Genomic DNA, 17,952 nt, shown 5'->3' with positions numbered 1-17,952 from the left:
TCGTACGTTCGAGATGAGTACGGCGGTCCGCATGGCGAACAAGGGCGGGAGGCTCATGGCGAAGCTCGTCTCGCTGGCCGAGGGTGTGGCGCACCTGGTTCGCGACGGTGACGTGGTGGCCCTGGAAGGGTTCACCCACCTCATCCCGTTCGCCGCCGGGCACGAGATCATCCGCCAGGAACGGCAGGATCTGACCCTGGTGCGAATGACCCCCGACGTCATCTACGACCAGCTCATCGGCGCGGGATGTGCCCGCCGCCTGGTCTTCTCGTGGGGTGGCAACCCGGGCGTCGGGTCGCTGCACCGCTTCCGGGACGCGGTGCAGAACGCCTGGCCGCGTCCCCTCGAGTTGGAGGAGCACAGCCACGCGGGCATGGCCAACCGGTACGTCGCCGGCGCGTCCGGGCTGCCGTTCGCCGTCCTGCGCGGCTACACCGGCACCGACCTGCCGGCCCACACGACGAACATCCGCCCCATCACCTGCCCCTTCACCGGTGAGACGCTCACCGCCGTTCCCGCCCTGCGCCCCGACGTGACAGTGGTGCACGCCCAGCGCGCCGACCGCGACGGCAACGTGCAGATGTGGGGCATCACCGGGGTGCAGAAGGAGGCGGTGCTCGCCGCCGACCGGTCCCTGGTCACCGTCGAGGAGATCGTCGACGAGCTGGAACCCGTACCCGGGCAGGTGGTCCTGCCCGGCTGGGCGATCACTGCGGTGGCCGAGGTGCCCGGTGGCGCGCACCCCTCCTACGCCCACGGCTACTCGGTGCGGGACAACGACTTCTACCGGGCCTGGGACGCTGTCAGCCGGCACCGCGACACCTTCCGTGCCTGGCTCGACCAGCACGTGCACCGGGCGGGGGCGGCGGCGTGACCGACGAGACCACGACGACCGGCTGGACCGCGGACGAGATGATGACCGTCGCCGCCGCCCGGCAACTACGCGACGGCACCGCCTGCTTCGTCGGGATCGGGTTGCCCAGCACCGCGGCGAACCTGGCCCGCGCCACCCACGCCCCGAACCTGGTGCTCATCTACGAATCCGGGTGCCTCGGTGCGAAGCCGGGCCGGCTCCCGCTGTCCATCGGCGACGGGGTCCTCGCCGACACGGCGGACGCTGTGGTGTCGGTGCCTGAGGTTTTCAACTACTGGCTCCAGCCAGGCCGGATCGACGTGGGCTTCCTCGGCGCCGCGCAGCTCGACCGGTACGGCAACATCAACACCACGGTCGTCGGAGGTGACTACGGCGCCCCGAAGGTCCGGCTGCCCGGCGCGGGTGGCGCCCCGGAGATCGCCGCCTCCTGCGGTGAGGTCGTGGTGATCGTCCGGCAGGACCTCCGGACGTTCACCGAACGGGTCGACTTCGTCACCTCGGTCGGTTACGGGACGGGCCCGGGCGACCGGGAGCGACTCGGCCTGCGGGGCGGAGGCCCTCGAGTGGTGATCACCGATCTCGGCGTCCTCGCACCCGATCCGGTCACCTGCGAGCTCACGCTGACCCGCCTGCACCCCGGTGTGACGCGGGAACAGGCGCAGGCGGCCACCGGTTGGGACCTCGCCGTCGCGGAGGGGCTGACCACGGGCGAGCCGCCGACGGCGCGGGAACTCGCCGTGCTGCGGGCGCTGGAGGCGACGAAGGCTGACGGGAGACGACAATGACCACCCAGGACACCCGGGCCGGCGGCGGCCTGGTGCTACCGAGCTACCGGCGCGACGACGTCGACGCCCACCCGCCCCTGCTCAGCCCCGGCTACAAGTCGACTGTGGCAAGGGCACCGAAACAGCCACTCGTCCACCTGCCGCAGCGGCTGACCGAGATCACCGGGCCGTTGCTGGGGGAGGGGCGCCTCGGCGACCTCGACCACGACCTGACCCGTCAACACGACGGTGAGCCGCAGGGACAGCGGATCATCGTGCACGGACGGGTCCGCGACGGCGACGGGCGACCCGTGCCCCACACGCTCGTCGAGATCTGGCAGGCCAACGCCGCAGGCCGGTACCGCGACGCCCGGGACACCTGGCCCGCACCGCTCGACCCCAACTTCGAAGGGGTGGGTCGGGCGCTCACCGACGACCAGGGAAGGTACCGGTTCGTCACCGTGCAACCCGGGGCGTACCCCTGGCGTAACCACGACAACGCCTGGCGGCCGGCGCACATCCACTTCTCCCTCTTCGGCCGCGCGTTCACCCAGCGGCTGGTGACGCAGATGTACTTCCCGGGAGACCCGCTCTTCTTCCAGGACCCGATCTTCAACTCGGTCCGCGACCCGAAGGCCCGCGAACGGATGGTCGCCCGGTACGACCACGCCAGCACCACACCCGAGTGGGCGCTGGCGTACGAGTTCGACATCGTGCTGCGCGGCCGGGACAGCACCCCCTTCGAGGACGAGGACGACGATGAGTGAGCAGCTGGGCGTCATGCCCGCGCAGACCGTCGGGCCGTACCTGCACATCGGCCTGCGCTGGCCCGACGGCCCGTACGTCGTACCCGAGTCCACGCCGGGAGCGTTTTGGATCAGGGGTCGGATCTTCGACGGCACCGGGACGCCGGTGGTCGACGCGATGGTGGAGAGCTGGCAGGCCGATCCGGACGGCCGGTTCGACCACCCGGACGACCCGCGTGGGGCCCGGCCACCCGCGCTCGCCGGCTTTCGGGGTTTCGGGCGTAGCGAGACCGACGGGCAGGGGTGGTACCGGCTGTTGACCGTCAAACCGGGCTCGCTGCCCGCGCCGGACGGCGGCACCGAGGCGCCCCACCTGGCCCTGTCGGTCTTCGGGCGTGGGCTTCTGCACCGCCTCGTCACCCGGCTCTACTTCCCCGACGAGCCGGCGGCCAACGCCGTCGACCCGGTGCTGCGCAGCGTCGACGCCGACCGCCGTGACACCCTGCTGGCGAGGCCCGCGACGGACGGGCTCCGGTTCGACATCCACCTCCAGGGTGACCATGAGACAGTCTTCTTCGCCGTCTGACCGACTGCTCGGCGGCGTCTCCGGTGCCCCGGACGTCGACACGGAACTCAGCGACCCGTCAGTGCTCCAGGCGATGCTCGACGCGGAGGCGGCGCTCGCCCGGGCCACGGCGGACGTCGGCATCCTGCCCGCACCGGCGGCCGAGGCGATCGTCGAGCAGTGCCGCGCCGACCGGTACGACCCGGGGGCGCTCGGCAGGGCGGCGGACGCCGCGGGCAACCCGGTCGTCGCGCTCGTGGGCGAGCTGACCGCCGCCGTACCCGAGCACGCCCGTGGCTGGGTGCATCTCGGCGCGACCAGCCAGGACGTCCTGGACACCGCGCTGGTCCTGGTGTCCGTACGGGCGCTCGACCCGCTGCTGCGTCACCTGGACGCCGCGGTGGACGCCGCCGCCCGGCTGGCCGACACGCACCGGGACACCGTGCTGGTCGCCCGGACACTCGGGCAGCAGGCGGCACCCACCACGTTCGGGCTCAAGGCCGCGGGTTGGTTGACCGGTCTGGTCGAGGCCCGGGACCGACTGCGTCAGGCCCGTGCCGCCCAGCCGGCGCAGCTCGGCGGGGCGGTCGGCACCCTGGCCGCGTTCGGCCCGGCCGGCACGGAGGTCGTCGAGCGGTTCGCCGCGCACCTCGGCCTCCCGTCGAGCCCGCTGCCGTGGCACACCCGCCGCCAGCCCTGGCTCGACCTGGCCGCCGCCCTCGGCGGGCTCCTCGTGAGCACCGGCAAGGTCGCGCTCGACGTCGGGCTGCTCGCCCAGAACGACGTCGGCGAGGTCGCCGAGGGTGGCACCGGCCGGGGCGGCTCCTCGGCCATGCCGCACAAGCGCAACCCGGTCGACTCGATCCTCGTCACCGCCGCGGCGCGACGTGGTCCGGGTCTCGTCGCCACACTGTTCGCCACGGCGGTGCAGGAGAACGAGCGGGCCGCAGGCGCCTGGCACGCCGAGTGGGAACCCCTGCTCGACCTGCTGCACGTGGCCGGCGGCGCTGCCGCCCGCTGTGCACGGATGCTGGTCGGGTTGCAGGTCCACACCGCGCGGATGCGGGAGAACCTCGACGCGACCGGCGGCCTGGTGCTCGCCGAGGCCGTCGCCGCGCGCCTGGCACCTGTCGTCGGTCGCGGCGTCGCCCACGAGCTGGTGACCCGCGCCGCCGCCGGACCCTCGTTCCGCGCCGCGCTGCTTGCCGACCCCGCGATCCGCGCCCACCTGTCCGAGGCCGAGATCGACGAGGCACTCGACCCGTACCGCTGGCTCGGCTCGGCCGGCCGGTTCGTCGACAGCGCCCTGGCCACCGTTCGGGGCGCGGACCGGTGACCTCCCGATTGCACCTCGCCGTCGACGGCCCGGCCGGCGCGCCGACGCTGGTGCTCGGCAGTTCCCTCGGCACCGCCGCCGCGATGTGGGAGCCACAGATCCCGGCGCTCGCCGAACGGTTCCGGATCATCCGGTACGACCACCTGGGCCACGGCCGCTCGGCGGTGCCGCCCGGGCCGTACACGATGGATCTTCTCGGCCGGGAGCTGCTGCGCACGCTGGACGACCTGGACGTGCCGTGGGTCCACTACGCGGGGTTGTCCCTCGGCGGCATGGTGGGCATGTGGCTCGCCGCGCACGCGCCCGACCGGGTGCGGCGGATGGTGCTGCTCTGCACGTCGGCGTCGCTCGGCCCGCCCGGCCAGTGGCACCAACGGGCGGCGACGGTACGGGCCTCCGGTCTGCCGGCGATCGCCGACGCGGTGGTGGCTCGTTGGTTCACCCCGGCCTTCGCCACCGCCCGTCCCGACGTGGTCGCCGGTCACCGCGCCATGCTGACCGCGACACCCCCGGACGGTTACGCCGCCTGCTGCGAGGCGATCGCCGCGATGGACCTCCGACCCGACCTGGGCCGCATCACCGCGCCGACGCTCGTCGTCGCGGGGGCGGACGACCCGGCCACCCCGGTCGAGCACGCCCGCGAGATCGTCGGGGGCATCCCTCGGGCCCGACTCGCCGTGGTCGACGCGGCGGCGCACCTGGCCAACGTCGAGCAACCCGAGCAGGTGAGCCGACTCCTGCTGGAACACCTCCACGAGGAACGCGGGGACCGATGAACGACAGTGAGCGGCACGAGACGGGCATGACGGTACGCCGACAGGTGCTGGGCGACGCCCACGTCGACCGCGCGATCGACGGCACTGACGAGTTCACCGCCGACTTCCAGGACTTCATCACCCGCTACGCCTGGGGAGAGGTGTGGAGCCGCCCGGGCCTCGACCGGCGTACCCGCAGCTGCATCACCCTCGCCGTGCTCGCCACCCTGCACCACGACGAGGAGTTGGCGATGCACGTCCGCGCCGCGCTGCGCAACGGGCTGAGCCCGGCGGAGGTGGCGGAGGTCCTGCTCCAGGTCGGCGTCTACGCTGGCGTACCGGCGGCGAACCGGGCGTTCAAGGTGGCCCGGGAGACCCTGCGACAGGAGGCCGGGTGAACGTGAGCGAGGACGCGGCGAGGTCGCCGGAGTTCGTCCAGTCACTGGAACGCGGACTCGCGGTAATCCGGGCGTTCGACGCCGAACACCCGCAGCTCACCCTCAGCGAGGTGGCCCGCAGGACCGGGCTGACCCGGGCCGCGGCGCGTCGGTTCCTGCTCACCCTCGTCGAGTTGGGCTACGTGCACACCGACGGGCGGCTCTTCTCGCTGCGCGCGCGGATCCTCGAACTCGGCTACGCGTACCTGTCGAGCCTGAGTCTGCCCGAGGTCGCGCGGCGGCACATGGAGGCGCTGGTCGCCCAGGTGCACGAGTCCTGCTCGGTGTCGGTGCTCGACGGCGACGAGGTGGTCTACGTGGCCCGCGTACCCACCAAACGGATCATGACGGTGGGGATCAGCGTCGGCACCCGGTTCCCCGCCTATGCCACCTCGATGGGCCGGGTGCTGCTCGCCGCGCAACCGGTGGACTGGTTGGACGACTACCTCGCCACGGCCGAGCTGCGGCCGTTGACCCGGCGCACCGTCACCGACCCGGCGAAGCTCCGCGCCGCCCTGACGAAGATCGCCGCTCAGGGGTACGCCATCGTCGACCAGGAGTTGGAGGAGGGGCTGCGCTCGGTGGCCGCCCCGATCCACGGCGAGAACGGGTCGGTGGTCGCGGCGGTGAACGTCTCCGCGCACGCCTCCCGAGGCTCCTTCGAAATGATCCGTCGGGAACTGCTTCCGCCGCTGCTGGTTGCCGCGAAGCGGATCGAGGAGGACGTTCGGGGTGGCCCGAGCCGGCTGGTCGGTCAGGCGTAGGCGAACAACGGCGGAAAGACCAGGACCACGAACCACGCCCAGCCGGCGTACACCGGCAGGTAGCCGGTCTGCCACCGTTCGAGGGCCGCGAACGGCGCGCGCCGACGGATGAAGGTCAGCAGGAGCCACGCCGACCACGCGAGGTTGACCAGCAGGATGACGTTCTCGCCGAGCGCGGCTGCCCTGTTGGGGGTACTGCCGTAGTCGTCGGTGATGCGTCCGGTGATCTCCACCAGCACGAGCACGTCGATGGCCAACGCGCTGACCACCAGCGCCAGTTGGAGTTTGTCGAACGGGCCGGGCGGGGCCAGCGGATCACGGGCCGACAGCGAGTAGAGCAGCAACCCCAGCACCACGACCAGCAACAGGTCGAACAGGATCAGGGTCTCGCGTTCAACGTCGATGCCGTGACTGGTCAAGACGACAGCGACGAGGAACGCGAGAAGGGCGGCCGTGAAGAGCGGAGTGAACAGTCGGGTGAGGACCGGCGCGATGTTCTCCACGACACTCTGCTTGGCCTCGACCAGCCACCCGGCCACCACGACCGCGGCTGCCGCGCCGCACGGCAGGAGCCACTGCGAGATGAACTCCTCCGGGGCGATGCCGATGGCCGCGAACGTGTTGAACAGGAACGCGGAGAGCACGCCGCCACCGAGGCCCATGAGGACGAGGTAGATGAACCATTCGCCGGTGAAGCGGATGAAGTCCATCCGTCGCCGGGAGGACCGCCAGTCGTCGGCGACGTAGGCCAGACCGACCACGAGCCACAGGGCGATGGGGAGGTGAATGCTGGTGACGACGATGGACTGCGAGTCGTCCGCCAGCGGATAGACATTGGCCGCCACCGCGCCGAGAACGAACAGCGCCACCAAGGTCACGATCACCGACCGTCGTGCACCGCGCCGCCAGGCCAGGAACGCCGCCAGCCAGGGCAGCGCGAACAGGGCGAAGTTCCGCGCGTAGAACGAGCCGTCGTCGTCGAAGCCCAACCCGAACAGCGCGGGCACCTTGACCGACGCCACCGCGCCCGCCGCGCAGGCGAGCATCGCCCACAGGTCCCGCCGCGAGCGCGTACCGGCGACCGGGCTGCTCGGGTCGCCGGTCAGCACCAGTTGCTTCCACAGCCGTTCCGAGTGCTCCCGGGCGAACTCGCGGGAGAGCTCGTCGAGGCTGCCCATTCGTTTGACAGCGACCAGGAACGCCTCGTCCGGGCTCAGCCCTCTCGCGACGAGCTCGTCGACGGAGCCACGGAGGTGGTCTTCCAACTCGTCGGCGTCCGTCGGTTGCAGCTCCCGGCGGCGGAGCACGTACTGGCGCCACTGCTCGAACTGAGCCTCCAGCTCCTGCTGCCCGTCGTCGTCCGTCATGCGAGGCCCTCCAGTGGGTCCACTGTCAGTGGCACCCGGTCATGCCAGATTTCCTTCAACGCGCCCACGACGGTGTCCCACTGCCGGCGCTGCTCGGCCAGCTCGGCCAGGCCCTTCTCGGTGATGCGGTAGTACTTGCGCTTGCGCTCGCCGGTGGCCGACTGCCAGCTCGACTCCACGTGGCCGAGCCGCTCGAGCCGGTGCAGCAACGGGTACAGCAGCCCCTCGGTCCAGTCGAGCTCACCCCCGGACAGCTCGTTGATCCGTTTGAGGATGGCGTAGCCGTAGCTCTCACCCTCGGTCAGGATGCCGAGCACCATCGGCGTGGCCGAGGCGGCCACCAGGTCCTTCGCGACCTTCACCAGAATCACCCCGCTCCCAACCCTAGAGGTACGAGGCATAGTACTGCTAGGTATTAGCGCGACGCAACGGCCGGTCGGGCCACGGCCCGTCCACGCTCGAGAGCAGGAGGACGGGCCGTGACCGTTGAGGATGGACGCGACGGTGGTGAGCCGACGATCAGATGGTGAAGCCACCGTCGACGTTGACCGTCGCCCCGGTGATGTAGCGCCCGCCCGGGCCGGCGAGGAAGGCCACCGTGGCGGCCACGTCACTGGGCTCCGCGAAGTGGCCGAGGGCGGTGAAGCCCTTGATCGTGTCGGCATTGGGGCCGTCGGCCGGGTTCAACTCGGTGTCGGTGGCCCCGGGATTGACCAGATTCACGGTGATCGCCCTTCCGCCGAGTTCGCGTCCGAGCGCCTTGGTCAGGCCGATCAGTGCGGTCTTGCTCATCGCGTACAGCGCGAAGCCTGGGAAGACCGCCCGCTCGGCTGCGTTGCTGCCGATGTTGATGACCCGACCGCCAGCCCTCATGTGGCGTACCGCCGCCTGCGCAGCGACGAACGGGGCCCGGACATTGACCGCGACGGTCTGTTCGAACTCCTCCAGGCTCAACTGCTCCAACGGTCCGAGCAGGAACGCGCCGGCGTTGTTCACCAGGATGTCCAGTCGGCCCAGTTCGCCGACGACCCGGTCGACCGCGCCGACCACCGCCGCCGGGTCGGAACTGTCCACCTGCATGGCGACAGCCATCCGTCCCACGGCCTTGATCTGGTCCACCACACCATCCGCGCGTCGCTGATTCTGCTGGAACGTCAGTGCCACATCGGCGCCCTCCTCCGCCAGGCGCAACGCCACCGCTGCGCCAATACCACGACCACCACCGGTGACCAGGGCCACCTTGCCGTCAAGTGCGTTGTTCATGACGGCAAGCCTGGTCGGCGAGAGACCATTCGTCTGGCGACGATCGGACGCCGCGTTCCGGCGCGTTGACGGGCAGATGCCGTCTCGGCTGTGCGACGGGCCGCGCGTTGTTGCTCCGGATGCGAGACTCTCCTGCGCCACCTGGTGGCCGCGAGCATCGATCCACGGGGGAACCGCCATGTATCACCGTCACCGCGTTCGTCTGACCGTCCTGGCCGTCGTCGCCACCATCGCGCCGGCGGTCGTCACGTCGGCCGCGCCGCGCCCGGCCGCAGCCCAGGCGGGCATGCCCTCCGCGAGCGGCTCGGTTCCCTTCAAGGACCCGGTGGACCGGATGCCCCTCGGGCCGGAGAGCCTGGTCACCAAGATCGGGTCGGTGCAGACGCCCGCCTCCGGAGTCACCTACCGCAAGTACACCCAGGGCTACGCCTCATCGTCCTGGACCATCGCCCTGCACTTCCCACCGGCGCGCGCCGACCTGGTGACCCGCGACTCGCAACGGGCCGACACCTTCGTGGCGGACCTGCACGCGGCCGGGTACCCGGAGGCCACAAAGGTCACCTACGACCCACCCCTGCCGGCGGACCTGCAGTATCGCCCGCCGGCCGACGCGACCATGCTCTACGCCGTGCACCTCGGCACGTTCGGCGACGCCACCTCGGCGGAGGCGCGACTGGCGCAGGTCAGGAGCGCTGGCATCACCGGTGTCGTCGAACACCAGGCGTTCCGGGAACAGGTCAGCACCGGCCCGTGGGAGGTCCGGGCCCTGGTCGTGGAACCCGATGCCGCCGTGACGGTCGGCGCCGCGCACGGACCGGAGCTGCGCAGCGCCGACCGGGTACGCGACATCGCCCGGCACGCGGGTGCGCTGGCTGCGGTGAACGCGAGCGAGTTCGACATCGACAGCCCGAACAACCCGGACTTCAACGGCTTCGACGGCGACCCGTTGGGCATCTACGTGCAGGGCAACAACCTGCTGAGCGAAGCCGTGAACGGACGTACCGCGCTGCTGCTCAACGGAGCGAACGGTCCGCTACGAATCACGGAGCTGACCTCGACGACCACCGTGAAGGCCCCGGACGGTGCGCAGTGGCAGGTCGACGGCTTGCACCGCAAACCGGGGAAGATCGCGCACTGCGGTGGTGTCGGCGGTGACCTCCGGCCGCCGTCCACGCCTGGCGGTACGCCCGGCGACCTGCCCTACGCCGACCAGCCGTGGCGGTTCGAGACCTGCACCGACCCGGACGAGATCGTCGTGTTCCGCCCCGAGTGGGGGACGGAGACACCGGTCGGACCCACCGGCAGTGTCGACGTGGTGGTGGACGGCAACTGGGTGGCGAAGCAGCTGCGCAGTCCAGCCGGTGGCCCCATCCCCGCCGGTGGCCGCGTACTCCAGGGGATCGGTGCCGGCGGGACGTGGCTGCGCGACCACACCGTCCTCAACAAGGCCTTTCAGCCCGGCACCCAGATCCTCGACCCGCAGGGGCAGCGGGTGACCAGCCCGACCTTTGCCGCGGTCTCCGGTGGCCCGGCGCTGGTGCGGGGCGGCCAGGTGTGGATCAATGTGGGCGCGAACGGCTACCGGTCTCGCGACGGCTACCACACCAGTCTCTTCCTGGACCGGCATCCGCGGACCCTCGCCGGCATCACCGCTGCCGGTCAGCTCCTGCTGGTGGTGATCGACGGACGACGGCCGGGGGTGAGCGTCGGCGTGACGATGCCGGAAGCCGCAGCGGTGATGAAGTGGTTGGGGGCGGTCGACGCCATCATGTTCGGTATCGGCGGGGACAGCACCCTCGTGATCGACGACATCCTGTACAACCGGCCCACCGACTACTGGGGCCACGAACCGGTGACCGAGCGGCGCGTCGGCAACGCGATCGTGCTCCTGCCCAAGGCGGGGTAGACCGGCCCCTTCGCAGAGTGCCGATCAGAGGCTCGAAGTGTCGGTAGGGACTCCTACGGTGTGTGCCGTGAACGCTGTTCAGACGTACCGATATCTCCAGCCGTCGGCTCTGCGCACCGCTGGCCTGGACCTCCAGACCAGCGGCGGCCCGGCCGCCAACCCGCGCTTCTTCTCGGGGTTCCTGACCACACCGGCGGCGGCCGCCGCCGGCCTGCTCGCCGTGGCCGAGGTGGCCCGCACCCGCTACCACCAGCCGGTCAGCCCCGCCAGCCTGGACCCGGTGGTCACCGGCAGCCGCGAGCGGTTGCGCTTCGAGTCGTTCTCCGGCTGCTGCGGGGTGTACGCCCGGATGGACGTGGTGCCGGCTGGCTTCGACGGCGAGGTCGTCGGGCACGGCACCACGAACGTGGACGTCAACCCGCCGCTGCGCGAAGCGCTCGCCCGGGTGGGAGGGATCGAACCGCTGCACGTCGCGGTCGGTCCGGACGACCTCACCGTCTCCACCATGGACGGCGCCGTGGTGGAGCGGAAGGTGCCACTGCCGCGCCGCTGGTTGCGCGGCTTCGCCGAGGTGCAGGTGCTCAGCGCCGGCTTCGAACCGCGCGCCGAGATCCCCGCCGCCGAGGCGGTGGCGTTCCTGCGTCGGCTGCCCGGCGCCCGCGACCGCTCGGTGCTCTGGGCGGTGCCCGCCGGGCGTACCCTCCGACTGACCTCGCGGCCTGTGCCCGGGGCCGTCTGCCTGGCCGGCGCGGGCCGGCTCGCGGCGCTGCGCGGGCTGTTCCGACACGCGCGGAGCCTCCGGGTGTACGGGCCGGCGGTGCGCGCCGGATCGCCGGCCGTGCCGAGCACCTGGGAACTGGACACCGGTGCCCTGCGGCTGTCCCTGACCCTCTCACCCGAGCCGTACCGGGGGTTTTCCGGTGAGGGGGCCGCCCTGCTCGCGCTCGCCGGTGACGAGGTGATCGACGACGCGGAACTGGTCGGCGGGCTGCTCGCCTGGGATCCGACCGTCGACGTCGCCGCGCTGGCCGACGCAACCGGGTTGCCCGACGACCGCGTCCGCGCCGCACTGGCCCAGCTCGGCACCGCCGGGCGGGTCGGGTTCGACGTCGCCGAGGGGGCGTACTTCCACCGTGCGATGCCCTACGACGCGGGTCGGGCCGAGCGGGACAACCCCCGCCTGGTCGGCGCGCGGACGTTGGTGGAGCAGGGCGCCGTCCGCCGGGATGGGGAGCACGCCACGGTACGCAGCGGCGACGAGGACTATCGGGTACGCCGGCTGCCCGACGGGAGCTTCACCTGTACCTGCCGTTGGTGGGCGAAGCACCGGGGTCAGCGCGGCCCGTGCAAGCACGCCCTCGCGGTGGCGATGATGGCGGAGGTGACTGTCTAACGGACCTTTGCGGCGCGTTTCTCCGGCGAGCCGGTAACACCCGCGCCCCGCCGCACGAAGAAGAGGTGTGACGGCAACCAGAGGGGACGGCCTGTGAGTGACCCCAGTCCATCCGACGGCGACATCTCCGGCATCGGCGTCGATCCGGTGGCCTTCGCGGTGTTCTACCGGCGGCACGTGGAGGCGGTGAGCCGGTTCGTGGCGCGGCGGGTGGACGACCCGCACCTGGCCGCCGACCTGACCGCCGACGTGTTCCTGGCGGTGATCGAAACAGCGGCCGGCTACCGGCCGGACCGGGGGAGCCACATCGGCTGGCTGTTCGGGGTGGCCCGCAACGTCATCGGCGACGAGCGGCGTCGGGCGGCCCAACGCCTGCGGGTGTCCGGTCGACTGGCCGGACGACGCGACCTGGGTCCGGACGACATCGCCCGCATCGAGGAGCGAATCGACGCCGAGTCGGCGGCCCGCCGTACCTATCGGGCGCTGCGCGAGCTGCCCGAGGGCACCCGGACGCTTGTCGAACTCGTCGCGGTGGACGGCCTCACCGTCGCCGAGGCGGCGACCGCGCTCGGGATTTCCCCGGTCGCCGCCCGGGTCCGTCTGCATCGTGCCCGTCGCGTCGTCCGCGCCGTGCTCGCCCGCCCGGCCGCCACCCTCGCCTGATGACACGGAGATGACGCTGTGCACACCATCGATCAGCCGCCGCGCGGCTTCGAAGAACAACTCCTCACCGATCTGACGGCCCACGTCAGCCGGCGTGCCGAGACGGCCGGGGCGGCCCGTTCGGCCGGACGCCGTAGGCGCTTGCTTCCCGGCTGGCGTCTCGCCGGAGCGTTCGGGCTGGCAGTCACGCTGACCGCCGGTGGCCTGGTGGTCCAGACCACGAGGGTGGGCGACCGCACGCCGCCCACGGCCAGCGCCTCGGAGATCCTCCGGCTGGCCGCCGACGCCGCCCGGCAGCAGCCCGAGCTCACCGCTCGACCCGATCAGTACGTCTTCACGGAAACCGTGACGACGTTCCGGGAGGAGCCGGACAGAGGCCCGTACACCAACGCTCGGGTGCAGCGGTGGGAGTCGGCCGGAGGCGTCGCGCACACGCAGGGACGGCACCGACTGGAGTCCGAACCGAACGGATGGAGCGACCTGAAGGTGCTCCGCCTGGACGATCCGGGCGACCCCACCAAGGAACTCGACGTGTTCCCGCCGCCCGCGTACCACGGCGACCTGCCCGCCGACCCGGACGAGTTGTTTCGCTACCTCCGGGACAACCCGGTCGACCTGCACCTAGCCGAAGGCGCCGACGAAGAGGCCGTCTACGGGAGCGAGAACATGGTGTACACCACCGCTCGGTCGATGCTCGACGGCTACGTGCCCCCGCGAGCGCTGGCGGCGCTGTACGAGCTGCTGGCACGGGAGCCCGGCGCGGTCGTCCTGTCGGGCGGTGTGGTGGACGCCGCCGGCCGGCCGGCAGTGGCGATCCGGGTGCCCGGCAGCATCGGCGGACACACGGACATCCTCTTCGACCGCGACACGCACGTCTACGTCGGCCGCCGCATGTCGGTGGTACGCAACGGCAAGGAGTCGCTGTACGGGGCGGGGGCGGTGATCCGGCTCGCCATCGTCGACCGTCCGGGTCAGCAGCCCTGAACGCGCCGGTGCCGGCGCCCGGCTCGGGGCGGGCGCCGGCACCATTCGGGTTCAGTACGGATAGCCGGGCACGTTCAGCCGCACGCTGTACAGGCCCGAGTCGTACCGGGGCCCCGAGGTGACGAAGAGGGTCTGCCGGTCGGGCCCGCCGAAGGCCACGTTGGTCGTGCCGGTGTTGCCGGACCGGATCATGCCGAGCTGGACGCCCGTGGGGGAGTAGACGTGGACCAGCGAGTCGAAGCCCGACGTCCAGTACACGTTGCCGGCGCAGTCGATAGTGCCGCCGTCCGGGCCGCCGATGTAGTTGACGAAGACACTCCGGGCACCGGTGCTGCCGTCGGGCTGTACCGCGTACTTGTAGATCTTGTTCTCCGAGTACGCCCCCACGTACAGCGCCGTCCCGTCCGGCGAGAGCGAGATGCCGTTGGGCTGGCGTAGCCGGTCGTCGACCAGCGACACCTGGCCTCCGGCGACGCGGAAGACGCTGGTGCGGCCGTTCATCTGGTCCGGCCGGTTGCCGCGCTGGAAGTTGGGGTCGGTGAAGTAGACGACCCCATCCGAGCGCACTGCCACGTCGTTGGGTGAGTTGAACGCCCGGCCCTGGTAGTTCGCCGCGACGGTGCTGCGGCTCCGGTCGCTCAGCCGGTACGCGGAGACACTCCGCTGGTCGTGGGTGGCCGCGATGATCTGCTGCCCGTCGGCGCTCAGTGCCAGGCCGTTGCTGCCGGCGTTGGCGAGGAACGTGTCGAAGGTCGCCGGCGGGGTGAACCGGTGGATCGTGGACGGCTGGACGTTGTACGGGCCACTGCCGGCGGCCATGTCGGACATCAGCAGATAGCCGCCGTCTGCCACCCAGACGGGCCCTTCGAGGAAGGAGAAGCCACTCCGGATCTTCGTCGCGGTCATGGAGCTTGCCGGCAGCGGTGAGCCGTAGCCGGTCCCCGCCGGGCAGGCGCCGGGCGGTGTGCCGGGCGGATTGTCGAGCGCGGCGCCGGCTGCGGCGTGAGCGTTAACATGGGCAGCGCGCGGGTTTCCGGCGGGTGCTGCGGCTGCCCCGGTGGGCACCGCTGCGGCGCTGAGCGCGAGGCACAGACCGGCCAGCGGGGCCATGGTTGGACGCCAGTTCATCGGAGACTCCAATCGACATCGGCCGGTCGTGGAGACCGGCGATCGACGGCGTGCGTGGTCGCGGGGGCGGCGCGGCGTGAGCACTGGCCGTCGGTGCAGTGTCGCAAGCATAGGCGCTCGTCGATATATTGTCCCATTGAACTCGCGCCGGTCGCGGGTCAGTGCTGGTCAGATGCCCTCATCGGCTGCGGTTTCCAGCCGATCGCCGCTCCAGGTGACGGTGGTCAGCCGGTCACCGAGCAGCCGACGCGCCCGGGCGACACGCCGCATGCCGGCGTTGACCAGCACCGCCTGCTCCGCCGCGTCGAGGATCGGCAGATCCGACAGCGAGTCGCTGTAGGCCATCCGCCAGGGCGGCCGCACTCCCTGTGCGGCGAGCTGCGCCAGCTTGGTCGCCCCGTGGTTGTGCACGAGCAGCTTCGGCCCGTCGATCTGCGAGGCCACGAGTTCGACAGCGGAGAGGCCGATCGTGTCGAGCACCGCACGCGCCAGGGTGTGTTCACACGCGGTGACCACGACGACCCGGTCACCCGCCGCGAGGTGAGCCTGGACCATCCGCAGACCGGGAGCGATGATCCGCCCTGGTTCCGTACCGAGGTCCGCGCCGAACCGCCCGAGCTCGGTCCGCAACCGGTCCGCGCTCCGGCCCGACAAGCCGACCCAGCTCATCAACCGGGCCACCCGCAGACGCCAGGCGGGGATGGCGGCGACGGGTGCGAGAAGCACGAGCAGGGCGACGGCGAGCGGCAGTCGCGCACCCGCGAAGGCGACGCGTCGCAGGAAGAGGGCGAACGCGTCCCCGCGTACGAGTACGCCGTCGAGATCGAAGAGGACGGTGTGGGCGGAGGCAGTCCTCACCGGCCCGGGGGGCGTGGACACCCCCGCGTCAGGTGGTCGCGGACGGTCGAGGAGCCCCGGCGCCCACCGCACTGGCGATCAGGAGCACCACCGCCGGAAGGAACGCCACGCCGATGCCCAGCCCGAGCAGCAGCCCCCACGCGGTGATGCCCAGCGCGGCCACCACGTCGGCGACCCCGGTCAGCCGACCGGCCCACTGCGCGAGAACCGGCAGCAACGCGGCGACGACGGGCACGCCGAGCAGATAGGCGGCTGCGGCCCCGGAATCGTCAACGGTGTACGGGGTCAGTGCGGCGGCCACCAGCACCGTGATCGCCAGGGCCGACCAGCGGGCCACCCTCCGAACATCGGGTGGGCGGCGAACCAGCACCGCGACACCGACGAGCAGGACAGCGGCGATTGCGCCGACGGTCACCGGACCGATCATGATGCCCTCCCCGACCGCAGGTGGCCCCTCATCGACGGTAACAAGCGCACGCAGCGCGACGACGTCCCCCGCCGTCAGCCGAACGGGTACGAAACGCAGCGGATTAGGCTTCGGCCATGAGTGGTGTGCTGAGTGGTGCCCGGGACTCGGCGAACCCCCTTCGCCAACTCACGATCGGCCAGCTCCGGCAGCGGACCAGCCTCAAGTGGCGGGAGTACCCCGACGACGTGCTGCCGCTCTGGGTGGCGGAGATGGACGTGCCGCTGGCCGAGCCGGTGGCGCGGGCGATCACCGACGCCGTCGCACGTGGCGACACCGGCTACACCACCGGCACGGCGTACCCGCAGGCGCTGGCCGAGTTCGCCCACCGTCGGTGGGGCTGGGACGGTTTGGCCGTGGAACGCACCACGCTGGTGCCCGACGTGATGCACGGCGTCGTCGAGGCGTTGCGGCTGGTCACCGACGTCGGGGACGCGGTGGTCGTCAACTGCCCGGTCTACCCGCCGTTCTACGACTTCGTGACGCACGCCGGCCGCCGGATCGTCGAAGCGCCGCTCGGCGAGGACCTGCGCATCGACCTCGGGGCACTGGAGGACGCGTTCCGGCAGGCTCGGGCCGGTGGCCGGCCAGCCGCGTACCTGCTGTGCAACCCCCACAACCCGACCGGCGTCCTGCACACCGCGGCCGAGTTGGCCGCCGTCGCCGGTCTCGCCGACCAGCACGGGGTACGAGTCGTCGCCGACGAGATCCACGCCCCGGTGGTGATCGGGGGAGCGCAGTTCGTGCCGTACCTCTCGGTGCCCGGAGCGGAGAACGGCCTGTCGCTGATGTCCGCCTCCAAGGGATGGAACCTGGCCGGTCTGCGCGGCGCGCTGCTCATGGCCGGCCCGGCGGCGGTGGGAGACCTCGCCCGGGTCCCGTTCGAGGCCAGCGTCAGCACCAGCCACCTCGGCGTGATCGCCCACACGGCCGCCTTCCGCAACGGCGGCGAGTGGCTCGACGCGGTGTTGACCGGCCTGGACGACAACCGCCGGCTCCTCGCGGCGCTGCTCGCCGAGCACCTGCCGGTCGTCCGGTACCAACCGGGTCAGGCCACCTACCTCGCCTGGCTCGACTGTCGGGCCCTGGGCCTCGGCGACGACCCCGCCAGCGTGTTCCTCGACCGGGGCCGGGTGGCGCTCAACCCCGGTACGGCCTTCGGCGCCGGCGGCGGTGGGCACGTGCGGCTGAACCTGGCCACCGCACCGGAGCTGATCACCGAGGCGGTACGCCGGATGGCCGCCGCCGTCGCCTGAGAGGGCCGGACGTACGCGCCGCTCCGGCACACGGTCGAGGGTCGCGAGTAGATCCGTTTGCTCAGAAGCTGTACGACAAGTCTTCAGGAGCGCATCGATCGAATGCCATGGTTGTCAGAGATGGTTGTCCTCCCACCCCCGCAGAGGAGACCCCTGATGTCGACGACCCCATCCGCACCTCGTCGTACCCGCGTGATGCAGCGCGCCGCCGCGATCGCCGTCAGTGCGCTCGCGATGGCCGGCCTGGCCGCCACGAACGCCCAGCCCGGTTGGGCCGCGCCGCCCGGGATTCCCTCCAAGGCGACCGCGCAGTCGCAGCTCAACGCCCTGACCGTGGCAGCGCAGGGATCGACCAGCGGTTACTCGCGTGACCTGTTCCCGCACTGGATCACGGTCAGCGGTAGCTGCAACACCCGTGAGCAGGTCC

19 protein-coding genes and 1 pseudogene are annotated in these 17,952 nt (G+C 71.6%); 14 read left to right on the top strand and 6 right to left on the bottom strand.

The features are described 5' to 3' along the window. Window positions 1–13 precede the first annotated feature (13 nt). Genes ACWCO3_RS01480 through ACWCO3_RS01445 form a run of 8 tightly spaced genes read left to right on the top strand, consistent with a single transcriptional unit; the run spans window position 14 to window position 6,241 of the window. Window positions 14–874 (top strand): CoA transferase subunit A, encoded by an 861-nt coding sequence (locus ACWCO3_RS01480; RefSeq protein ID WP_244311764.1) that lies wholly within the window; start codon window positions 14–16, stop codon window positions 872–874. Next, the gene (locus tag ACWCO3_RS01475) at window positions 871–1,659 is read left to right on the top strand and encodes a CoA-transferase subunit beta (protein WP_450007907.1); all 789 of its coding nucleotides are present in this window, start codon (window positions 871–873) and stop codon (window positions 1,657–1,659) included. The genes ACWCO3_RS01480 and ACWCO3_RS01475 overlap by 4 nt, the downstream gene beginning before the upstream one ends. Next, window positions 1,656–2,405, top strand: coding sequence for a protocatechuate 3,4-dioxygenase subunit beta (gene pcaH / locus ACWCO3_RS01470; protein ID WP_450007905.1), 750 nt, complete (start codon window positions 1,656–1,658; stop codon window positions 2,403–2,405). The genes ACWCO3_RS01475 and pcaH overlap by 4 nt, the downstream gene beginning before the upstream one ends. After that, window positions 2,398–2,970, top strand: coding sequence for a protocatechuate 3,4-dioxygenase subunit alpha (gene pcaG, locus ACWCO3_RS01465; protein ID WP_145783196.1), 573 nt, complete (start codon window positions 2,398–2,400; stop codon window positions 2,968–2,970). Before pcaH ends, pcaG begins: the two co-directional genes overlap by 8 nt. Continuing rightward, entirely contained in the window at window positions 2,945–4,285 is a 1,341-nt protein-coding gene (pcaB, locus tag ACWCO3_RS01460) for a 3-carboxy-cis,cis-muconate cycloisomerase (RefSeq protein WP_450007902.1), read from the top strand. Before pcaG ends, pcaB begins: the two co-directional genes overlap by 26 nt. Then, window positions 4,282–5,061: a 3-oxoadipate enol-lactonase gene (gene pcaD, locus ACWCO3_RS01455; RefSeq protein ID WP_357936982.1), complete on the top strand. Its 780-nt coding sequence runs from the start codon at window positions 4,282–4,284 to the stop codon at window positions 5,059–5,061. Before pcaB ends, pcaD begins: the two co-directional genes overlap by 4 nt. After that, window positions 5,058–5,438, top strand: coding sequence for a 4-carboxymuconolactone decarboxylase (pcaC, locus tag ACWCO3_RS01450; protein WP_145783191.1), 381 nt, complete (start codon window positions 5,058–5,060; stop codon window positions 5,436–5,438). The genes pcaD and pcaC overlap by 4 nt, the downstream gene beginning before the upstream one ends. Further along, complete coding sequence (locus tag ACWCO3_RS01445; RefSeq protein WP_244311762.1) at window positions 5,435–6,241, top strand: IclR family transcriptional regulator; 807 nt, start codon at window positions 5,435–5,437, stop codon at window positions 6,239–6,241. Before pcaC ends, ACWCO3_RS01445 begins: the two co-directional genes overlap by 4 nt. On the opposite strand, the gene ACWCO3_RS01440 is transcribed toward ACWCO3_RS01445, so the two are convergent. The 3 genes from ACWCO3_RS01440 to ACWCO3_RS01430 all read right to left on the bottom strand — a co-directional run bounded on the left by ACWCO3_RS01440 (window position 6,232) and on the right by ACWCO3_RS01430 (window position 8,871). Then, window positions 6,232–7,608, bottom strand: coding sequence for a permease prefix domain 1-containing protein (locus ACWCO3_RS01440; RefSeq protein WP_145783189.1), 1,377 nt, complete (start codon window positions 7,606–7,608; stop codon window positions 6,232–6,234). The two genes, ACWCO3_RS01445 and ACWCO3_RS01440, sit on opposite strands and share 10 nt — an antisense overlap. Next, window positions 7,605–7,970 (bottom strand): PadR family transcriptional regulator, encoded by a 366-nt coding sequence (locus ACWCO3_RS01435; protein WP_145783187.1) that lies wholly within the window; start codon window positions 7,968–7,970, stop codon window positions 7,605–7,607. Before ACWCO3_RS01435 ends, ACWCO3_RS01440 begins: the two co-directional genes overlap by 4 nt. A gap of 157 nt (window positions 7,971–8,127) precedes the next feature. Continuing rightward, window positions 8,128–8,871, bottom strand: coding sequence for an SDR family NAD(P)-dependent oxidoreductase (locus ACWCO3_RS01430; RefSeq protein WP_450007897.1), 744 nt, complete (start codon window positions 8,869–8,871; stop codon window positions 8,128–8,130). A 178-nt stretch (window positions 8,872–9,049) separates the two neighbouring features. On the opposite strand from ACWCO3_RS01430, the gene ACWCO3_RS01425 reads away from it, so the two are divergent. The 4 genes from ACWCO3_RS01425 (at window position 9,050) to ACWCO3_RS01410 (ending at window position 13,817) form a co-directional block, all read left to right on the top strand. Beyond that, window positions 9,050–10,777 (top strand): phosphodiester glycosidase family protein, encoded by a 1,728-nt coding sequence (locus ACWCO3_RS01425; RefSeq protein ID WP_450007895.1) that lies wholly within the window; start codon window positions 9,050–9,052, stop codon window positions 10,775–10,777. 67 nt (window positions 10,778–10,844) lie between these two features. Then, entirely contained in the window at window positions 10,845–12,170 is a 1,326-nt protein-coding gene (locus tag ACWCO3_RS01420; protein ID WP_450007893.1) for an SWIM zinc finger family protein, read from the top strand. Between the two features lie 93 nt (window positions 12,171–12,263). Next, complete coding sequence (locus ACWCO3_RS01415; protein WP_145783178.1) at window positions 12,264–12,833, top strand: RNA polymerase sigma factor; 570 nt, start codon at window positions 12,264–12,266, stop codon at window positions 12,831–12,833. Between the two features lie 18 nt (window positions 12,834–12,851). Continuing rightward, a complete protein-coding gene (locus ACWCO3_RS01410; protein WP_450007890.1) occupies window positions 12,852–13,817 on the top strand; it encodes a CU044_5270 family protein in 966 nt (321 codons plus the stop codon). 51 nt (window positions 13,818–13,868) lie between these two features. Here ACWCO3_RS01410 and ACWCO3_RS01405 read toward each other — a convergent pair whose 3' ends face one another. The 3 genes from ACWCO3_RS01405 to ACWCO3_RS01395 all read right to left on the bottom strand — a co-directional run bounded on the left by ACWCO3_RS01405 (window position 13,869) and on the right by ACWCO3_RS01395 (window position 16,218). After that, entirely contained in the window at window positions 13,869–14,945 is a 1,077-nt protein-coding gene (locus ACWCO3_RS01405) for an SMP-30/gluconolactonase/LRE family protein (protein ID WP_450007888.1), read from the bottom strand. Window positions 14,946–15,113: 168 nt separating this feature from the next. Then, complete coding sequence (locus tag ACWCO3_RS01400) at window positions 15,114–15,803, bottom strand: haloacid dehalogenase-like hydrolase (RefSeq protein WP_450007886.1); 690 nt, start codon at window positions 15,801–15,803, stop codon at window positions 15,114–15,116. Window positions 15,804–15,831: 28 nt separating this feature from the next. Continuing rightward, entirely contained in the window at window positions 15,832–16,218 is a 387-nt protein-coding gene (locus ACWCO3_RS01395) for a hypothetical protein (RefSeq protein ID WP_450007884.1), read from the bottom strand. Between the two features lie 128 nt (window positions 16,219–16,346). Here ACWCO3_RS01395 and ACWCO3_RS01390 point away from each other — a divergent pair, with 128 nt between their 5' ends. Both ACWCO3_RS01390 and ACWCO3_RS01385 read left to right on the top strand, forming a co-directional pair. Continuing rightward, window positions 16,347–17,525, top strand: coding sequence for a MalY/PatB family protein (locus tag ACWCO3_RS01390; RefSeq protein ID WP_450007882.1), 1,179 nt, complete (start codon window positions 16,347–16,349; stop codon window positions 17,523–17,525). 156 nt (window positions 17,526–17,681) lie between these two features. Further along, a pseudogene (locus ACWCO3_RS01385) lies at window positions 17,682–17,952 on the top strand (hypothetical protein); the annotation flags it as partial.

It is taken from the genome of Micromonospora sp. NPDC002411 (assembly GCF_053592955.1).
Note: the sequence above shows the minus strand (reverse complement) of the source record. Positions and strands in the feature narration are given on the sequence as shown.